Raw genomic sequence first — 17,302 nt, 5'->3', positions numbered from 1 at the left:
GATCCGCAGCATGTCTTCGACGTAGGTTTCCCAAGCCTCATCTGAAACTTCCCGGCGCCGCGACCACTGCCATGAACGACCGGACACATCGTCAGGAATGCTGATCCTCAGAACAAGCGTTTCGGGGTTCCCGCCGCGTTCAACCAGCCAGTGCCGACCGCAGCCAGTGCAGATGAAGAAATGCCCCGCGTGGGAATCTTCCGTCGCGGGGGCGTCCAGAACGATCCGTTCAGAGCAGGCCCAACATGGCAACGACCCCGCCAGGGCGAGCCAGTTGATAAGAGGGGCGGAACGAAGTGATCCGATCGGCTTCCAGGGGATGCAGCGGTCGCATCGAAAAAGAAACGAAGTCGGCGTCTGGTTGTCCATCTTCGATTCGCTGACATTATGGGACACGGAATCGAATTATGGATAACAGACGGGGTCTCTTGCCGCAATCGTCGGGTCAAGTGACACTGCTGGCGCGAGTTTCAAGCCAGCACGCCAGAGGGGGCGATACCGTGTGGGGGTTCTTTCGGGGATGGAAGCGGAAAGTGGGATGCGTGACGCTGTTGATGGCGTGTCTTTTCACAGTGGGATGGTTTCGCACCTTTTGCGGGGGCGATGCAATCGACACTGTACGTGTTGCTGTCGTCTCGTTAGGTGGGTTGATCGTGATCGTGTGGCATGATGATGGTCGACTGGTTTTTCCCTATAGGATTCATTTTGACGCGGACGAAGCGAAATCGGAATTGAAATCACTTCAAGATCATCTCACTGGATCAGAGCCATCAGAATTTTCCCTCGGATTTCTGGAAATGATAATAGACTCCTACTGTACCGTGTGGGTCGTGCCGTACGCCTATTTTGTCCTCCCTTTGTCCCTGGTTTCCGCCTACCTCCTGCTCAGCAAACCCAACCCACGAAAGGAAAGGGGCTCGCCAGAATGACGAGCCCCTGAATTCCCCTCCAACCAGATCAGTTCAATGATCCAATCTGAGAGCGTGCCGAATCCGCCCCCCGTCTCGCCCCTTGCTTCATTCCACGGGCCACTGCCGTCAACTGCTCAACCGATTGCTGCAGCGCGTTGGCCCTCGCGGCTTCCTGTGCCAGAGTGTTCATAACCTCCCCGAGTGCCTGGGCAGTCTGCTCCGAGATCCTTTGCTGCTGCTGAAGCCCCGCCAGGCTTTGTTGGGCAACCTCAGCCTGGGCCTGAACAACTTCATTTTCGTTCAGGTTCCCGTTCTCGAAGTCGCGGTTGGCTGAATTTCTCCCTCGATTCATGGCCGCTTGCTGATTTCGGTTCCATTTGGCGATTGAGGCCTTGTCCCCAGCCATTGCTTGCTGACCAAGAGCGGAATCCCGTTCTGCCTGTGCTTGTTGCTCCTGCAATGATCGGTTGGCCTGCAGCTGCTGCAGAACCTTCCGGGGATCAGTTGAGTTCAGGACGTCATTAACAGGGAATGCCTTTTGGAGTGCCTCGTTCTGAAGGGCCTTTGCCTTCTCCCGCTGCTCCTGCTCGGCCGCCAGCACTGCCTGCTGCTGGGCGAGCTTGTGCTTTGCTGTAATGGCGTCCTGTTCGCGTTCGAAGCGGCCCCTTTCCTCAAGCCATCGCTTGTTTGTTTCGAAAAAGAGCCTATCAGCGTCCGACTTCAGCTTGATCAGCTTCTTGTTGTACTCGACTTCCGAATCATTGGAGCGGTCTAACTCAGCCTTCTGCCGATCGATATCGGCCATCTTCTGACTGAGTTCGTCGTGCATCTGCTCAGCCTTGGCGGTGTGAATTTCCGCAGCAAGTTCTATATCCATCTCAGCCATTCGCCGCTTGATCTGTTCCTCTGTGGCTCCCTGAGACTTGAGCCGATCGGTTACGAGTTCCTTTTGAGCCTCGCTCTGGTCTTTTGCGGATTCCAGGGCAGCCTGTGCAGCTTGATTTCGCTCTGCCGCGTCCAGGTCCCGGCTAAACCCCGCTTTCTCCGCAGCCCGTTTCATTTCCAGGTCGTGAAGTTCCGTCGCGGATTTAGCCTGCTCGTCGACGAGCTTCTGATATTCCTTCTGCTGCTGCTGGAATTCGTCAGCCTCTTTCTTTCGGGCATCGGCGATTGCCTTGCTGGTCTCAGCCACAATGTCAGCCCGGCGCTTTTCCAGGGAAATCATCAGATCATTGACACGCTTCGATTCCTCGGCCGTGAATTCAAGGTTCGTCCCCTGGGCGCCCATCTGCTCTTTAATCTTCTGGATCTCAGAGTCGATGGCCTCGGTTGTCTTGATGCTGGCGATTCGCTGAGCCTCCGCTCTCGCGTTAGCCCTGTCCTCAGCCTGCTGATGAATCCCGCGAATTCGCTCGAAGTGTTCCTTTTCTTTTCCCCGCTGAACATCCATTTTGGCGTGCCAGTCGGAGAGCTTCCGCAACGACTCGATTTCCTTACGATAGGCTTCCCCACCGCCTTCGGTCATCTCGACGTAAAACTGACGCAAAGCCAGGGTGGACTCATCATAGGCTTTCGTTGCCAGGTTCGTTCCTGCAACCATCTGCTCAGTGGCTTGGGTTGCGGCCGCGTCGATTTGTTTCCAGATTTCGGGGAGATGCAGCAGTTCGCTTGCGACTGCCACCACGGACGATCCGGCCTCTGACATGGTTCGGCCAACTGTGTGGCCGAATTCCCCTACGGACTCATTCACGCGGTCAAGGTTCGTCTGAATCTTCGTGGTCCCGTCCGCCAATTCGACGGTCTGCTTTCCCGTTCGATCCAGAATCGCGGAGACACCCATCCAGCCGACTTTCGCGGCGATCAGGGCCGTACCAATTCCTGTTGCATATCGAAATGCGGCCGATCCAGTAACCTCGGCAGCAACCGCGACGGCCTTCCAGCCCGCTCTCTCAGCCGCGAAGAACGCTGCACGTTCAGCCAGACTATCTTCGTCACCAAGTAGTCTTGTCGCCTTAATGGCGGATTCAGCAGCCCCCTTGATCTCGTCATACGCATCAAGCCCCGCTTTACCAATCTTTGCCAGTGCCGTTGCTGACGTGGTTGCCAGTTTGAGCCAACTGGCTTGCGTGTCTTCGATGGCGGCCTGCTGCTCTAGCTGGGCATCGGTTAAGGCTTCCGCTCCCTCAGCAGCAATCTCGGCCGACTCGGCCGTCTGCTCAAGAGTTGCGTTCAGTTGTTCCAGGCCCTCCGTGGCCTGATCGTTAAGATCGATCGTTAGTGCTGGCATGTGCGCGTCCTTGCAAAAATTTCTAGTTCAGAAAATTCGCCCGCCAAACACTGACGGGCATTCGGTTGACCAACGACGTGTTGGTCGGAAATCGATCAGGTGTCAGTTGTTCATGGGTCCTCTTGCTGGTTTGGGTGAAGCTCCTCTTACGATGGGCCGTCCTGGCTAAACACAGACTTTTTGTTTGCGCGAAATCCCCGTGTTTTCATGCAGCAGAAGGCGAAAAAAACTGGCGAAAAAGTGTCTTTGTTTAGTCAGTATGGCACAGAGTAAGAGGAGACTTTTCCATTTCGTCGGGAGGACCCATTCAGCTTCCCCATCAGCATTCGATTCTCTTCGCGAGGATCGCGTTAGCCGCTGTCCCCCGTGCTTCCGTGAGCCAGTCATCGGGCACGAAGGGCAGTGGCTTAGACGCGATGTGATTTACACCACCATTGCCTTCCGTGTTTCAGACATTCCGTCTGACAGTTGCTTCAATTTCAAGGGGGTGCCCTTAAAACACCTGAAAAGCATGAGGAAAAGAGAGAAAATACAATTCATATATATTATTGAAGCAACTACTTAAGTCCTTGTGGCCGTAAGGGGAAGACGCTTCAAGAGTGACTGTTGACTCCACCCTGAAGCATCTCGCCCGACAAGTCACTTCAAGGGGACGTTTCAAGCGATGGAACTGTAGACGGTGGTATCTTGCCCACCCCGTTTTGAAGCGGGTAAAGTGGCCTCTTCTATCAGCTCTGCCGCAACCAGATCCTTCAGCATTCCGTCCCGGACATACTTGGTGAGGAACTGCGTCTTCCGGGTGATGACTGAAAGCGGGGCTGGTCCATGGTCTCGAATGATCTTGAGCAGTTTCTTTTTGTTCCGATCTTCGTCGTTGTCTGCGACCTGGGAGAAAATTCGATTAATCATTAGGCGGGTTGACCAATTGGCCTGCCGTATGGCCGCTTCTGCATCGGCCAGGGTGACTCGAATACCGAACGGCCCGCGACTGGCAGCGAAGATCAGGGCCAGCTTCTGAGCGGATGCAGAACATCGCGACCAGATTGGGCGATGCTCTTTTGGGTCTTTCGGCAACTGGTCCTCGATCGCGTTCATGTGATCAGACAGGCGGTCGAATGCGTCGGGATCATTCGGGACAATCACGGCGGACGGTTCCTTGTCGCTCATGTCCCCTTTCCCCGCGACAAACCGGTCCCAATCCTTGAGGATGTCGACGATCATTTGAGGAACGGGACTGCTTTTCACCATACGAAGCCTTGGATGGTGTTCCTCCGCTTCAACAACGAGCATTCGGGCCAGGAACCCATCGGCCGCGTCAGCATTCGTAACGCAATTCCAGAAGCCTTCGATCGTCGATGTCCCGTAGATGCAGAGATGCGGAAAGGCGATCGTTTTTTTCTTGCTTCGATCCGCCCAACTCTTCGGAACCCAAGCCGGATTTTGCGCTGCTCCCGTCAGTTCAAGGAATTTGGTGTTCAGGGCCTTCAGGTGACTACTGACGTTCGCGGACGGCCCCCGCGTCGTGGCGAAGAATTTTGCCACTTCGTCAATCTGCATAAGCAAACTCGGCTGGTCTTCCAGCTCTCCAATTAGCGCCACGTCCGATGATGGGTTTTCGGCTCCAAGATACTGAGTGCAACCCGCCTGGGTGACGGCAGCGATATTGTCAGCCCTCGGCCGTTCCTTTCCGCTTCCCGACGGGGCCAGGCCAATGCCATAGATATTGGTTCGAAGTCCAGATTCGGTTTGAATTTTGCGCCCTGAAAAGGCTCCAACCAGAACCTCGGACGCGATCAACGAGAGTGCTGGTTGTGGGCGCGGGGCGAATAGCTTGTGGAACTTGACCATCTCCCCGATCACGCCTGGGATCTCATAAAAATCATCTGTCATCTTGTTGGGATCAACCGGCGTCTTCCTGACCGCGGGTCGATTCACGGCTGTAATAGTGACCGTGGGGGCTGGGGTTGGTTCCTCCCCCATCGGATCAACTGCCGGGATATCTCCGGCCACGGCGGGTACGGGATTCGGGAAGTCCTCGGGCTTCACCTGTCCAAAGTATCCCGTGAAATCGCTCCAAGATTTGAAACCACAGCTATCATGGAAACATTTTCCCGCGAGCATGCCTGACGCGTCTTGCCAGATTGAGCAATCGGAATCCGCATTCTTCGACGAATGGGATTCGATCCCTGGGCATCGAATAAAGAATCGCCGTGATCCATTCCAGTCATCCTCACGGATGACCGACACGCCACGATTTCGAAGATAGGAGGCGAGGTCGACCGAATCCCCCCCACCTTGGGGACCGCTCGTTCCGGGCTTCCGCGGGGCCTGTCGGGCCAGCCATTCCAGGCAATCGGGGTGAACGACTTGGAGATTGTCGGGAACCTCGACCAGTCTACTTCGACGATGCGGCCGGTCGTTGGTGGAATCACCCTTTCGGGCCATCGTGCCATACAGCTTCGTGATTCGAGCAGCGTTGAACGTCGATGTGTCGACCTGGGAAAACTTCGCCGCGAGGGCCTTCAGGCAGTTTTCCACCGTCTTATCATCTGCGGGCAGATCCACGCGGTAGAGCAAGTGCCAGCCGTTTCCACTCATCGCAACTACGGGCGAGGGCCAGCCGTTCTCGTGAAGCCACCCTTGGCACTCCGTTGCCTGAGCTTGAGCGGCGGCAAGTTCGGCATCGGTCGACGACACCCCGGCAGGTCGCGCGGGGTCAATGTCGATCAGCATCCATCGACGGGAAACAATTTCTCCGTCCTTCGTCGTGCCATCCCGCTGGGCCTTCTTCACGCGATTGGCTGACCGGGCCAGCAAGTCAGGTGAGGTGGGATTCAGGGTGATATAGACGCCCGCCGCGTGAAACGAAGTCTCCAGGTGAAGGGCAGCTTGTTTGGCCTCCGCTAAGTGCTGGACATCGAAATATCCGCTCTGCGTGGATAGGACATCGGGCTTCCAGTCCCAGCAGTCAATCGCCCGAATCTCTATTAACCCGCCGTCGGTCGAGAAGAGTTGCAGGGTTCGTTGAATGTCGGTCAGTTCCATCGGGTCAAGCCTCCAACTTGGACTGAAGGCTGTTCACCGCGACACTCAGAGCGAGCCACGCGTTATTACCACAATCGCTTGCTAGCAGCTGGCAATACACCTGATCGCAGATCGACACTCCCGCTTCGATCTCAGCAGCCCGTGCCTTTAGTGCCGCCGCCTGATGTGCTGCACGATTACGGGTATCCAAATATTCTTGCCCATCGTGCGAAATTTTCGTCTTGCCGATAACGTTGTTTTGGGTCATAATCGTTGCTTCCATGCGAGTGAAGTTCGTGTGGATTCGAGACACGGGCGGTTGTGGATTGGTCCCCACAACCGCCTTTTTCGCTTCTTATCGCCGTCGCAACGCATCGAGTTGCTTTTCAATCTGATTAGCGAATCGATTCATACCTTCCGATCGGCCATTGATGCCCCCACGCTGTGATGGCTTCGGATTGGCTGCGGGTGCGGATTCCGGCTTGCTCGGCTCCGTGCTTAGTCCCGGGCAGTCATACACAGCTTCGAACAGACGGGCTCCAAGCCGGTACTCAGTTTCACTGAATGGTTTCCAGGTGCCCGCCTTGAACACAACCGTCCCGTCCGCGTTTGGGGCGGGCTTCGTCGCGTGGTGCTTCTTCAGTGCGTCCAGTGCAACACGAACGCGACTGGCCTTACCCCTTCCGAAATTCGTCGAAGATGACCGGCTAACCGCACGTTCTGCATCGTTCAGCATCTCAGTCATCACCCTAGGGCTAAATCTTTTCATAAGGACTACCATTGCTTTTCGAGGTTTGTTTTAGAAGAAGGGGCGAGTGATCCCGCCCCCACGAGAACGGCTGGCTGTGTGAGAGATCAAAACATCGCTAACGTTTTTTTGCGAGCAATTGCAAGCCGCTCATTGATACGATGCGAGGCGGCAGTGCAGCTCTTCACAAGCTCTTGAAGAGTGCTCTGGAAGCCCTCAATTTCAGTGATCAAGTCTTTTTGGTCCCGAACGGTAACATGCTGGTTTACTGCAGATCGCGGGTAAGCCCCGCGGCCCTCAAGTGAGTTCGCAAAGCCGATCGAAACGAGCTTTTCAACAACAGCCGCTTCAATCTCCGCCAGCCGAGTGAACTCCACTTCGTGGATGGCCTGAAGCTCTGGAATGCAGTGCGACTCAATCCATTTAGCAAATGAAGTGAATTCGGCTTCGTCGTCTTTCTGAATGGACTTCCATTCAGCTTTTACTTTCGCTGCCAGGACATCATCGTCGGTCTGTTCCACCTTGGCGAAAGAGGCAGACCACTTTTTCTTCCGCTCGTCGCGTTTCTTTCTGTCGGCAGCGATCTCTGCGGCCTTCGTTTTCGTTTCGTCGCTCGCCAGTGGGTGAATTGTGATCCCCGGGAACTGTTCAAAGTACATTCGATTCCTTTCGATGTGGACGGCTTATTTGCCGTCCTGTCTCTCTGCTGGCAACCGGAACATCCGATTGCCTTATTGTTCTCAGGTAAGGCTTGCCTCAAACCGGAGAACCTCGTTCAGGTGAACTCGTCTCGCTGAACCAATCTTGACCGCCGCAATTCGGTTATCATCAAGAAGCTCGTAAATCTTTGATCTCGACAGTGACCACCGGCTGGTTAACTCCTCAATCGTGAATAGCGTCTTCCCTTCAGTTGGTATCGCTGCTGTGCCCATAGCATTCCTTTCGTTAGTGTTGCTTCACACACAATAGAATCCGCACGCGTCCATACGGCCCCTTTTCCCCGATGAATGTAGTGATGCCTAGACCTCCTGGTTCGAATCTAACCGCAAAGGTGTTAGATTTAGAAAAAAGTGTCAGAAGTAAGACTTCACGGGCGCGGGATATCGCTTCCGCCAGGACGATTGCTTCAGGCGATTGTTACACCATCTATATCCGCGATCCCTATTGATTCTGCGTGTCGCATAGCGGCCTCAAAATCGGCGTCCATTCGAGCTTCTCGCGCTCTAAGTGTCGCTCGGGTAGACAAGCAAAACGGCAGCGCGTTGCCATTTTGCGGTTCCTGGGGTTTGGAAGTCGTCAATAAACCGATAGCATCCCGAAGACTGAGTGACGGATTCAGATCTCTTTTCGCTCTGATCGTTGACCAGTTGCTTGCGATCCGCATATATGACCGTGCTGTCCGTGGCGAGAATGAAACATTCTCTTGGACCCAGACTTCAAAGCCACCATGAGGGAGCATTCTCTTGGCGTCCTGCAGTGCCTTCCCGGCACGATACGCAAAATCAAGGGCGTCGCTCGCCAGTCGTTCAAAATGTTGGTGGCACGTATTTGCTGTCGTTGCCAGTTGGGGCAGTGTACTGAGTGGTATCGCTGTGGGTTTCTTCAGCATTTAGGGGGTCCTGGTTGATAGTGAGATTTCAGAAATAAGACTTCACTGGTGCGGGATTTCGCCTTCGTCTTGGCACTGGCTTCGGCGCTGGAACGGTTGTTCGCGCCCGCTCGAAGTCTTCCAGGGCTTCGGGTGAGATCAGCCAGCGGGGTTTGCCGCCGTTCTGGTTGGATCCGGCTTGAATCGCGATCAATTCTCTGCTTGCGATCCAAGCTAAAATTTTCTCAACCTTGCACCTGAACCGTGCAGCCACTTCTTTGGGCGTGTAGTGGGGTGTCAGCATGGTTTCACCTCGCGATTCTTCGGCGTCCGGACGAAGGAAAGATTGATCCCGAATTCCGTCCGAAGCCTTCGCAATGCTTCTGCCCTCATCGTGAAGTTCCGCATCAGGTGGGCAGCCCGGCAGATCACAATCAGTTCCGGCAGTCCGTTCACATTTGTCATTGGATTTCCGTTCATTGATTTCCCTTCCGCTTGAGTTTTGTTCGGCCCTCTACAGTTCCGGTCGCTGTTCAGCCCCGAACAAACGAAAAAAGCCGTTTTCCAGTTGGAAAACGGCAAAAGAATTTTTTTCTTGTTCAGTCTGAACAAACTATTCACCGAATTGGTTGCCTTTCGGACGGTCCAATTTCGCTGCATGCCTGAGTTGTGACAGTCGCTTCCACACCTGCGTTCCGGTCACAGTTGCTGCTGAGTAACCAATCCGCGACGCCCATTCGCGGGCTGTCCATGTTTCCGCCGCTACTGGATTAGCAGCTAGGGCAGCTATCATGAGTTCGTTGGGCGTCGACTTCGTCTTCTTTTCCAGTGTCGCTGCGGCGACTGCCTGAACTGGACCCCTCTTGGCAATCCGCCACCGGAGCAATTTTCCGATCCGAAACGCCAAATTAAAGTCCATCACATCTCCGTCAACGATCCCAAGATTAAATTCACAATTAGCAACGTCCCGCCAGTCCAGCCCCGACAACCCGGCCTCAATTCCAAGCTCACGGTAAAGTCGCGGGATGGCTTCTGCTGGGTTGTAGCTCAACTGACCATTTCCACAGTCATAGCGAGGATTTTCGTTCTCAGAATCCCCCGCTGCTGGAAACACGAACGCTTCAGAGCAAACCTGAGCTTCGAAATTTTGGCGTCTCTTATTCTCTTGCTGGTCTTCTTGTTCGCAGGCTTCCAAAAAACTGGCAACCTCGGGCGCCAGGTCCTCATTAGTGTCACTCATGTTGGATACCATCCCTCTAGAAGTTCAAGATGCCTGTTTCTTGGAAGCCTTCTTCACTGGCTTCGGCCAAAGCCATGCGTGGATGTGGTTCGTAACCGCCAGGAGTCGCGTGTCTTCAACCCGCTCCCGGTAAACTGATGACATATCGTTCGCTGGTGGCGCGTGACCCATGATTGAATCAACGGCAACTTGATCTTTCGAGCCCCCGCCAATCGTCTCAAAGGAATGCCTGAGGGAATAGAACCCACGTCGAGAGCCCGCCAACTCCAGCTTCCTGAGAATCTTTCCAAACTCCTGGGCAATACCGTCGATATTTGTACCTTTCGCAGTCACTCGAACAAATTCTGATCCCTTCTTCGTGATAAAGATCAGTCCGGCAAGATTGTCGCTGTGTGGGGCTCGTGGCTTTGCGATTACTTCCCGCAGTGACTCTACCGTTTCCGGCCAGAGCGGGCATCGTCTCTGAATAGCCGTCTTTGAACGTGGGTGACTAACCCAACCGCCGTCCAGATCCAACGACTTCAGTCTTAGTCGAGAGCAATCCATCTGGCCAAATCCGCAGTTAATCCCAAGTAGAACCATCGCCTTCAAGGGTTGCTTTGCAGTGGCGAGCAGGTCGCGAATTTCTGATGCCTCAAACATTCGCTCTGGCTTCGATTGCCGCTCTGCCCTCAATAGCCTTGCCTTCGGCTTCTTGAAGGATTCCCCAAACTTCAGCGGACGGTCAATTAGATCCTCACTCGACGCGAAATTGAAGATTACCCGTGCGTGCTGCACTCGGTTTGCCAGGGTGACTAAACCCACTCCCTTCGCGAACCGACTGCGAAGCCGTTCAAAATCGGCTGGCCTCAATTCTTCTACAATCTGCTGCTTCCCGAAGACCGCGAGTAGCTTCAAGCAAATTCGCTTGTAGCCGTGGAACATGACGTTCGACAGCTCCCCGCTTTTCACCCGGCTTTCCTTGTTCGCCAAAAAGTAGTCGCACAAGTCGACCAAGGTCAAACGGTCGTCATCCGTTCTTTTTGGCGTCCTTCCCGCTTGCAGGTCGTCGCGTTCGTCGAGATACTTCGACCACGCGGCTTCAGGGTTAGACAGAACCCCGAAGTAGTGAAGCTTCCCACGGATCTTTTTCGCGTACTGTCCGTTGGCCCGTGGGTAGAGTGAAAACCCCTTCGGAAGTTGGGGTTCGGTGGTCTTTTTTGAGGGCATTTTGAGAGTTCTGGTGGTCGTAACGGTGGTCGTCATATTTTTGACGGTTGCACAAAAACGCGGAATACTCTACAAAATAGCACACTTGGGGCTGTAGCTCAACGGTTAGAGCAGAGGACTCATAATCCTTTGGTTCTGGGTTCGAATCCCAGCAGCCCCATTTGACTTGCTCGTCAGGTCTGTTGCTGAAGGCTGGCGATCCGCTGTTCTTCGGGGAACCAGTACGGATTGAAATGATCGCATCGCATTTCCTCTGGATGAGGCGAAGCGTGGTTCGGCGCGATCCTCAGAACACGCGTCGTGTGGGATGATCGATTCTGTGGAGACAGAACGCTGCGGCGAATGGCTCCGTCATCCTTGAGTCGGGCTGGGAATTGAACCGGAAAACAATCGATCCTGGAGACAGTATGACTCTCCTAGTAGACGTAATTTCTGATGTGATCTGCCCCTGGTGCTTTATCGGCAAGCGACGCCTGGAAAAGGCGATTGCGGAATATGGGAAGCCTGTGCAGGTGCGATGGCATCCGTATCAGCTCAACCCGCAGATGCCGCGCGAAGGCATTCGTCGTCAGGAATACCGCCAGAAGAAGTTCGGCAGCCTGCAGCGATCTCAGGAACTGGATGCGCAGGTGATTGCGGCGGGGAAAGAGGAAGGAATTGCCTTTGACTTCGATTCCATCGAGACGACTCCGAACACGCAGGACGCTCACCGGTTAATCTGGCTGGCCGAGCAGGAAGGGATTCAGGACGCGGTAGTCGAGGGTCTGTTTCGTGCATATTTCACTCAAGGACGAAACATCAGTCTGCAGGCTGTGATTTTGGATGTGGTGACCGAGGCGGGATTGGACCGCATGAAGGCCGAATCCGTGCTGAATGGTCAGCAGGGACTCGATGTGATCTTGCAGGCGGGTGAGCAGGCAAGGCGACTCCATGTGACGGGAGTCCCTTGTTTCATCATCAATAGACGTATGATGGTTTCCGGGGCACAGTTACCGGAAGCTTTTCTGGACGCATTTCAACAGGCAGGTGCTGACGACTGATGGTTCCGTTTATTCCCGCAGCAGGCTTGAAAGACAAGTTCGGTATCTTCGGTCATTTCTACTCGGTGGAAGTCACCCCGACGTTCTTCGTCGAATGCCGCAGCGTGCTCGAAATTATTGCCACGCAACTGGTGCCGAAACAGTTGTCGTTGATATCGATCCGAAAGCCCGACGCTGTTTTTGTCATGATGAACCCCGGTTCGTCCCGTCCTCTGGTCGAAGTCGACAATCGCATTCACGCTGAAGCCATCGAAGACCTTGCCATCTCTCTGGTCCCGACGAAGCCTGACACGACTCAGTATCAGGTGATGCGGCTGATGCACTTTTGCGACTGGCGACACGTCCGGGTGCTGAACCTCTCTGATCTTCGGTGTTCCAAGAGTGTCGAATTCTTCAAGCAATTCCGGCAACTGGAAGCTCTGCACTCTTTTGATGCCCATTCGTTGTTTTCCAGCCGCAGGAAACGAGAGCTGACGTCTAAACTGACCCGGGAGCGCACGATTCCCATCGTCTGCGCCTGGGGACTGGGGGCGGAGCTCGACCCGCTGATTGAACGCTGTCAGTCGAAGTTCGACAAATCGAGAATCGTCCGAGGGTTAGTGCAGGAAGGGACGACTCACCGATACCTGCACCCTCTCCCTTCGCTGCAACGTCAAAAGCTGTTGTGGGTCAATCAAATGGTTGAGCAATTGCGAAGGGACTCGATGCAGGCCGACGTGGGCTGAGGCAGTTCGCGGATTCTGTCGGACTTTTCCCGGTTGAGTGGTGAGAACTCACTTGTCTGAGAGCTTTAATCCGTCTTTTTGATCCACCACCGCCAGCGTCAGCCGTCCGGAATGAGTCTTGTCTTGGGTGATGCCACCTCGCGCGACGAGGAAGTGGCCATCGGCGAGCGGAACAATTCCCAGGGAGCAATCGAACTCGAATCGCTCCACTTTGGTTAATGCCGTGTCGGCTTTTAGAACCGCCGGAGCCATTGCGGGGGCGCTCGCTGACTTGGCCCTGCCGTAGCATCCAAACCACCAGTCGCCATCAGCGAACGCGGCAGTCTGGATTCCGAGGTTGGTGTGACCACTGGCGAGAACGTGTTTTTTCACGAATTTGAAGTGAGCGTCGTATTCGTAGGCAAGATTTTCACTCACCCCATCCGGCAGGCCCCCGACGACCACAAATCTGTTGTCGTGGCAGGCGATCCCTCCCGCTCCATGGACGACTTCCTGGGTGGGGTGCTTTGCAAGAAGTGACAAGTCTCCTGCGTCGTAGACGTAGACCCACGAGTCTGCATTGCCATTGGGATCGTTGAATTTTCCCAGATTCACTGCCACGTAGACTTGAGACTGATGGAAACAGAGGTCACCGTGATGATTGGCAACATCCACGACCTTGAGAACCTTCCCCTGTTGATCCGTCTTAACCAGCTTCGTGGTGAACGACCAGAAAATGGATTCAGCCTCATCCGTGCACACTCCCTGGAGATGATGTGGGTAAGTTCCTTCGCAAATGACAGGCTGGAAATCTCCTGCAAAGGAAACTGTCAGGGACATCAGAAATGACAGGATGACAGCGAGCAGCTTCATGCAATGTTCTCCAGACAAATGTCATTCAATTCGAGGGGGGACATGAGGGCGACTTGATTTGGGTACCCTTTTTTTGTAGAGCCACAATACCCTTATTCACACGAAAGGTCAGGGGAACCGGTGCGCCCAGGACGGACCGTCAGGTTCAATTGGAAAGAGGCCGAATCGACCGACGCCAGAGCAAGTGTCATGACGGCGATCACGTTGCCGGCTGCCGCCTCGCGAAAGCGATGTCTCGTGCGGGCCAATTGGTGCTATCGACGAGGGTGAAAGAAATACCATCCCAGGGGACTGAGGATACCCCAGAGGTAAGTGACTCTGACTTCGTCTCTTCCGAAAGCTCGGCGATCGTCCATTCGCTCAAGCGGCAGCCAAACGATCAGAAGCATGTGCAGACAAAGCAGCAGCCCAAAAAGCGACTTGAGAACCTGCCGCGCAGGCTTCACGGGTGGTTTCTCGCTTTCCTTAAGGTGGTGGCCGACCAACTGGCTACCGACGAAAGCAAATGTCGCCGCAATCGCCGCGACATGGGACGTCAACGTCAGTTCTTTCGCCACGGAGGTTTGGTCGAACAGGGCGTCTGCCGCAGCAGTCAGTCCTACCGCAAGGATTCCGAACGCGGTTCCAACCAGTCCCCAGCTTCGATTTAGCGTTCGGAAAAGGTTGGCCATGGTTTCCTTTATGCCGCTGTTTCTGGAATTTGAATTGAATCCGGCACACTACTCTATGTGAGTCGCGGTTTCATCCGAATTTCGAACATGCCGACCTTGCGGAAAAACAGGAGACCGGAAGGCGAATGCATACGGATTGTTTCGAACATCGATGGCTGGCTTTACGACATCTTGTCCGATGTTCCGTCAGACCCGCGTTGTGAGAAATACCCAACAAAAAAGACGTTGAATGCTCGGGAGCAGGCGCAAAAACTCAGGGTGGGAAAAGAAAAAACCGGACGGGTCTGGGGAGACCGAACGTCCGGTTGTGTGGAGAATGAATCTTGCGATCCTTGCTGGAGGATCGTTTGATTCACGCTTAAGGGCGAGGAGTAATCCCGCGATTGCCGCGCGTCATGCTGAGGTAAATGATCAGCATCAGCATTGCACCCCCGGTCGCGATGAAGAGCCCCCCTGCATGCACCTCGGGGTCACCGACTCGATAATTGAACACCGCCGATGAGATGAACCCACCGACAATCGACCCGACCATCCCGAGGATCATCGTAAAGAAGAGCCCCATCGGTTGCTCACCCGGAACGAGTGCTCGAGCCAGGAGTCCTGCCACCAAGCCAATCACCATCCAAGAAATAAAGTCCCACATGTAAAATCTCCTTCATCTGAGTGCGGCGTTAAGTTTTCGAGACTGCGAACGTGCAGGGACATGGAAGCAATCTGCATGCCATCCGCAGGCAGGTGGACTTGCCTCGTTGCAGGGCGATGATCTGCTCCGTCGTCCCCTTGTGAGGGGGAATGGTAGGCGCGCCAGAATTCCATGGGGCTATCTTCAGCCGAACAGTGACCTCAGGCTCAGCAAACTCCCTGTTCTCACGAGCGAACAAGTGCTCCGATGAACAAGTGAGGAGATGATCTTGCTGATTCATGCGGATCGTTGATGTTGTGGCGTCGCTCATGAATCTCGCGGCGACCCTTCACCCACTGCCAATCGGCAGTGGGTGAATTGAGAGTATGCCCGATCCCGTTCGTTCAGTTTGAACGCTGACAATTCAAACAACGCGCCCGTCTGACCGAAGAGTGACCATTCTGCTGGACCGCAGTGGCGGCGAGTACCGCTCGATGGGGCAGGGCACTTACCCTGGAGGTGAAAACGAACAATCAGTGATGTGTTGGTGAGAGAGCCCGGTCGAACGCTCCTGATTTACTCGAAAATTAATGGCTGTCACGTTCGGAACCAAAAGAGCGTGTACGTTCTGCGGCTACGATTCAATCCTTGTCCGCCTGTGCTGCATCATGGGAAGGGCTTGCGGAGGTCCGTATCGGTAGTTTTTCCTGAAGCAAGCTCGGACCCCCTGATGTCGTCGTCGGTCCAAAATAACAACGTTGTGAAGTCGCCTTGGACGTTCCGGGGGTCTATTCCGGAATCAGGGAACTCCGTTGGATCGGGGTCCCTTCCCAAGTGGCCTCGTCTGCCGCGCGGTCGTAAGTCAGGATACGATGGGCACTCCCAGGCGCGGGGGCAACATCTTTTTGAGGGAGCCACTTGCGGTGATCCGTGATGGTCTGAGCGACTTCGGGCTGAAGTGCCAGGTTATGCCATTCCCCGGGGTCATGCTTCGTGTCGTAGAGTTCTTCACTGCCATCGGCGTAGCGGATGTACCGCCACCGCTCACTGCGAACGGCGTGGTTCCCCTGATTGTGTGATGTGATGGCGGGTCGCTCCCGTTTCGTCTCCGGATCCTTAAGTTGAGAAACCAGGCTGATCCCTTCCAGGTCATGGCGAGGAGGGAGTCCGCACAGTTCAATCAGCGTCGGATACATGTCGAGCAATTCGGCTGGCTGATGACAGCGACTGGCGGGACGAACGCCCGGTCCAGCGAAGATCAGCGGAACGCGCGTGCTGCGTTCCCACAGCGAGTTCTTTCCGGTGATCCCTTTCTCACCCAGATGCCAGCCGTGGTCACTCCATAGCACGATTACGGTGTTATCTCGCAAGCCTGCCTCATCAATCGCATCGATCAGACGACCAATCTGTGAGTCGACGAAACTGGTGCAGGCCAGATACGAGCGGACCAGATTTCTCCCCTGATGATTCTCGTCAACCCATCTCCATCGAGGTTCCGGCAGTTTCCAGTGCAGGTACCAGGAAAAGCGCGGGGTATCCGTACGGTCGTCGGGTTTAATCAGAGGGAGAATCTGATCGTCGTCGGGAAAGAGGTCAAACCACTTTTGAGTGACGTAGCAGGGGACGTGCGGCAGAAAGAAACCGGTCGCCAGGAAAAATGGCTGATCCTTCGGGGTAGATCGAATCTGCTCGACGGTCCAACTCGTAATCTGGTAGTCACCTTTATCTTCGTCTCGATGCGGGAAGACCCCCCAGTCCATGAGCGGGTGATCCCCCATGGGCGTGGGGCCGATTAACTTCCTCGGAGGCAGCGGCCCGATTGAGCTGCCAGGACCTATCGTTTCAAATTCTGGCTGTCGACCTTCCACCGGTCGGATATCTCCGTGGAAAATTTTCCCCGTCGTGAGTGTTCGGTAGCCGTTTTGCCGGAAGTGTTGCGGTAGGGTCACTCGATCTTTCCAGGCATCGACGGCTCGGAAGGAAGGGACGAGTCCGTAGATGCCCGTCGTCGTGGGCCTGAGACCGGTCAGGAGACTTGCGCGGGAGGGATTACAGAGCGGAGCCTGGCAATGAGCATTAAGGAACGTCGTCCCGCGTTCGGCGAGTCGATCGATGTTCGGCGTCTTCGCGAGGGGACGCCCACCGAGAACGCCGATCCAGTCGTTCTGGTCGTCGATGGCAATGAACAGGACATTGGGTTTCCCGGCGGAGGCGACAGCGGGATGAAGCAGTAAACCGATCAGGGTGATGAGCGTGGCTGCCACGAGATACGATCGGTTAGACGTCCCGTGGCCGTTCTCGAGTGAGTGGTGGGGGAGACAGTTTGGCATGGGGTGACGTCTCATCAATTCATTGCTCGCACGGTCAGTCCGGTTACGACGGTCG

The 17,302-nt window shown here is 54.9% G+C and carries 17 protein-coding genes and 1 tRNA gene; 3 read left to right on the top strand and 15 right to left on the bottom strand.

All coding sequences use genetic code 11. The features are described from left to right. Nucleotides 1-957 precede the first annotated feature (957 nt). The 11 genes from ACGY09_RS01690 to ACGY09_RS01640 form a co-directional block, all read right to left on the bottom strand. Nucleotides 958-3,198: a hypothetical protein gene (locus tag ACGY09_RS01690; protein WP_397570220.1), complete on the bottom strand. Its 2,241-nt coding sequence runs from the start codon at nt 3,196-3,198 to the stop codon at nt 958-960. 657 nt (nt 3,199-3,855) lie between these two features. After that, on the bottom strand, nt 3,856-6,243 hold the full coding sequence (locus ACGY09_RS01685) for a DUF3987 domain-containing protein (protein ID WP_397568574.1): 2,388 nt from the start codon (nt 6,241-6,243) through the stop codon (nt 3,856-3,858). 4 nt (nt 6,244-6,247) lie between these two features. Continuing rightward, nucleotides 6,248-6,505, bottom strand: coding sequence for a hypothetical protein (locus ACGY09_RS01680; RefSeq protein WP_397568575.1), 258 nt, complete (start codon nt 6,503-6,505; stop codon nt 6,248-6,250). A gap of 72 nt (nt 6,506-6,577) precedes the next feature. Further along, a complete protein-coding gene (locus ACGY09_RS01675) occupies nt 6,578-6,958 on the bottom strand; it encodes a hypothetical protein (RefSeq protein WP_397568576.1) in 381 nt (126 codons plus the stop codon). A 119-nt stretch (nt 6,959-7,077) separates the two neighbouring features. Continuing rightward, on the bottom strand, nt 7,078-7,629 hold the full coding sequence (locus ACGY09_RS01670; protein WP_397568577.1) for a hypothetical protein: 552 nt from the start codon (nt 7,627-7,629) through the stop codon (nt 7,078-7,080). 81 nt (nt 7,630-7,710) lie between these two features. Further along, a complete protein-coding gene (locus tag ACGY09_RS01665; protein ID WP_397568578.1) occupies nt 7,711-7,902 on the bottom strand; it encodes an excisionase family DNA-binding protein in 192 nt (63 codons plus the stop codon). Nucleotides 7,903-8,096: 194 nt separating this feature from the next. Further along, entirely contained in the window at nt 8,097-8,579 is a 483-nt protein-coding gene (locus tag ACGY09_RS01660; protein ID WP_397568579.1) for a DUF3102 domain-containing protein, read from the bottom strand. Nucleotides 8,580-8,607: 28 nt separating this feature from the next. Then, entirely contained in the window at nt 8,608-8,862 is a 255-nt protein-coding gene (locus ACGY09_RS01655) for a helix-turn-helix domain-containing protein (protein WP_397570219.1), read from the bottom strand. Further along, nucleotides 8,856-9,023, bottom strand: coding sequence for a hypothetical protein (locus ACGY09_RS01650; RefSeq protein WP_397570218.1), 168 nt, complete (start codon nt 9,021-9,023; stop codon nt 8,856-8,858). Before ACGY09_RS01650 ends, ACGY09_RS01655 begins: the two co-directional genes overlap by 7 nt. Nucleotides 9,024-9,171: 148 nt before the next feature. After that, entirely contained in the window at nt 9,172-9,798 is a 627-nt protein-coding gene (locus tag ACGY09_RS01645) for a hypothetical protein (protein ID WP_397570217.1), read from the bottom strand. A gap of 24 nt (nt 9,799-9,822) precedes the next feature. Continuing rightward, a complete protein-coding gene (locus tag ACGY09_RS01640) occupies nt 9,823-11,007 on the bottom strand; it encodes a tyrosine-type recombinase/integrase (RefSeq protein WP_397570216.1) in 1,185 nt (394 codons plus the stop codon). A gap of 87 nt (nt 11,008-11,094) precedes the next feature. On the opposite strand from ACGY09_RS01640, the gene ACGY09_RS01635 reads away from it, so the two are divergent. From ACGY09_RS01635 to ACGY09_RS01625, 3 genes are all read left to right on the top strand, one after another. Next, nucleotides 11,095-11,167: transfer RNA gene (locus ACGY09_RS01635), tRNA-Ile, on the top strand. 247 nt (nt 11,168-11,414) lie between these two features. After that, on the top strand, nt 11,415-12,047 hold the full coding sequence (locus ACGY09_RS01630) for a DsbA family oxidoreductase (protein ID WP_397570215.1): 633 nt from the start codon (nt 11,415-11,417) through the stop codon (nt 12,045-12,047). Next, entirely contained in the window at nt 12,047-12,772 is a 726-nt protein-coding gene (locus ACGY09_RS01625) for a DUF1643 domain-containing protein (protein ID WP_397570214.1), read from the top strand. Before ACGY09_RS01630 ends, ACGY09_RS01625 begins: the two co-directional genes overlap by 1 nt. A 48-nt stretch (nt 12,773-12,820) precedes the next feature. On the opposite strand, the gene ACGY09_RS01620 is transcribed toward ACGY09_RS01625, so the two are convergent. From ACGY09_RS01620 to ACGY09_RS01605, 4 genes are all read right to left on the bottom strand, one after another. Next, nucleotides 12,821-13,624: a hypothetical protein gene (locus ACGY09_RS01620; protein ID WP_397570213.1), complete on the bottom strand. Its 804-nt coding sequence runs from the start codon at nt 13,622-13,624 to the stop codon at nt 12,821-12,823. A 254-nt stretch (nt 13,625-13,878) separates the two neighbouring features. Next, complete coding sequence (locus ACGY09_RS01615) at nt 13,879-14,295, bottom strand: hypothetical protein (RefSeq protein WP_397570212.1); 417 nt, start codon at nt 14,293-14,295, stop codon at nt 13,879-13,881. A gap of 358 nt (nt 14,296-14,653) precedes the next feature. Continuing rightward, nucleotides 14,654-14,938, bottom strand: coding sequence for a GlsB/YeaQ/YmgE family stress response membrane protein (locus ACGY09_RS01610; RefSeq protein ID WP_373651816.1), 285 nt, complete (start codon nt 14,936-14,938; stop codon nt 14,654-14,656). 767 nt (nt 14,939-15,705) lie between these two features. After that, nucleotides 15,706-17,247, bottom strand: coding sequence for a sulfatase (locus tag ACGY09_RS01605; protein WP_397570211.1), 1,542 nt, complete (start codon nt 17,245-17,247; stop codon nt 15,706-15,708). Between the last annotated feature and the right edge of the window lie 55 nt (nt 17,248-17,302).

The organism is Schlesneria sphaerica (assembly GCF_044336245.1).
GTDB lineage: Bacteria > Planctomycetota > Planctomycetia > Planctomycetales > Planctomycetaceae > Schlesneria > Schlesneria sphaerica.
Note: the sequence above shows the minus strand (reverse complement) of the source record. Positions and strands in the feature narration are given on the sequence as shown.

Bases quoted from the DNA above. Each gene is read 5' to 3' on its own strand.
- ACGY09_RS01690 (WP_397570220.1), bottom strand. From the start codon at position 3,198: ATGCCAGCACTAACGATCGATCTTAACGATCAGGCCACGGAGGGCCTG.
- ACGY09_RS01685 (WP_397568574.1), bottom strand. From the start codon at position 6,243: ATGGAACTGACCGACATTCAACGAACCCTGCAACTCTTCTCGACCGAC.
- ACGY09_RS01680 (WP_397568575.1), bottom strand. From the start codon at position 6,505: ATGGAAGCAACGATTATGACCCAAAACAACGTTATCGGCAAGACGAAA.
- ACGY09_RS01675 (WP_397568576.1), bottom strand. From the start codon at position 6,958: ATGCTGAACGATGCAGAACGTGCGGTTAGCCGGTCATCTTCGACGAAT.
- ACGY09_RS01670 (WP_397568577.1), bottom strand. From the start codon at position 7,629: ATGTACTTTGAACAGTTCCCGGGGATCACAATTCACCCACTGGCGAGC.
- ACGY09_RS01665 (WP_397568578.1), bottom strand. From the start codon at position 7,902: ATGGGCACAGCAGCGATACCAACTGAAGGGAAGACGCTATTCACGATT.
- ACGY09_RS01660 (WP_397568579.1), bottom strand. From the start codon at position 8,579: ATGCTGAAGAAACCCACAGCGATACCACTCAGTACACTGCCCCAACTG.
- ACGY09_RS01655 (WP_397570219.1), bottom strand. From the start codon at position 8,862: ATGCTGACACCCCACTACACGCCCAAAGAAGTGGCTGCACGGTTCAGG.
- ACGY09_RS01650 (WP_397570218.1), bottom strand. From the start codon at position 9,023: ATGACAAATGTGAACGGACTGCCGGAACTGATTGTGATCTGCCGGGCT.
- ACGY09_RS01645 (WP_397570217.1), bottom strand. From the start codon at position 9,798: ATGAGTGACACTAATGAGGACCTGGCGCCCGAGGTTGCCAGTTTTTTG.
- ACGY09_RS01640 (WP_397570216.1), bottom strand. From the start codon at position 11,007: ATGCCCTCAAAAAAGACCACCGAACCCCAACTTCCGAAGGGGTTTTCA.
- ACGY09_RS01630 (WP_397570215.1), top strand. From the start codon at position 11,415: ATGACTCTCCTAGTAGACGTAATTTCTGATGTGATCTGCCCCTGGTGC.
- ACGY09_RS01625 (WP_397570214.1), top strand. From the start codon at position 12,047: ATGGTTCCGTTTATTCCCGCAGCAGGCTTGAAAGACAAGTTCGGTATC.
- ACGY09_RS01620 (WP_397570213.1), bottom strand. From the start codon at position 13,624: ATGAAGCTGCTCGCTGTCATCCTGTCATTTCTGATGTCCCTGACAGTT.
- ACGY09_RS01615 (WP_397570212.1), bottom strand. From the start codon at position 14,295: ATGGCCAACCTTTTCCGAACGCTAAATCGAAGCTGGGGACTGGTTGGA.
- ACGY09_RS01610 (WP_373651816.1), bottom strand. From the start codon at position 14,938: ATGTGGGACTTTATTTCTTGGATGGTGATTGGCTTGGTGGCAGGACTC.
- ACGY09_RS01605 (WP_397570211.1), bottom strand. From the start codon at position 17,247: ATGCCAAACTGTCTCCCCCACCACTCACTCGAGAACGGCCACGGGACG.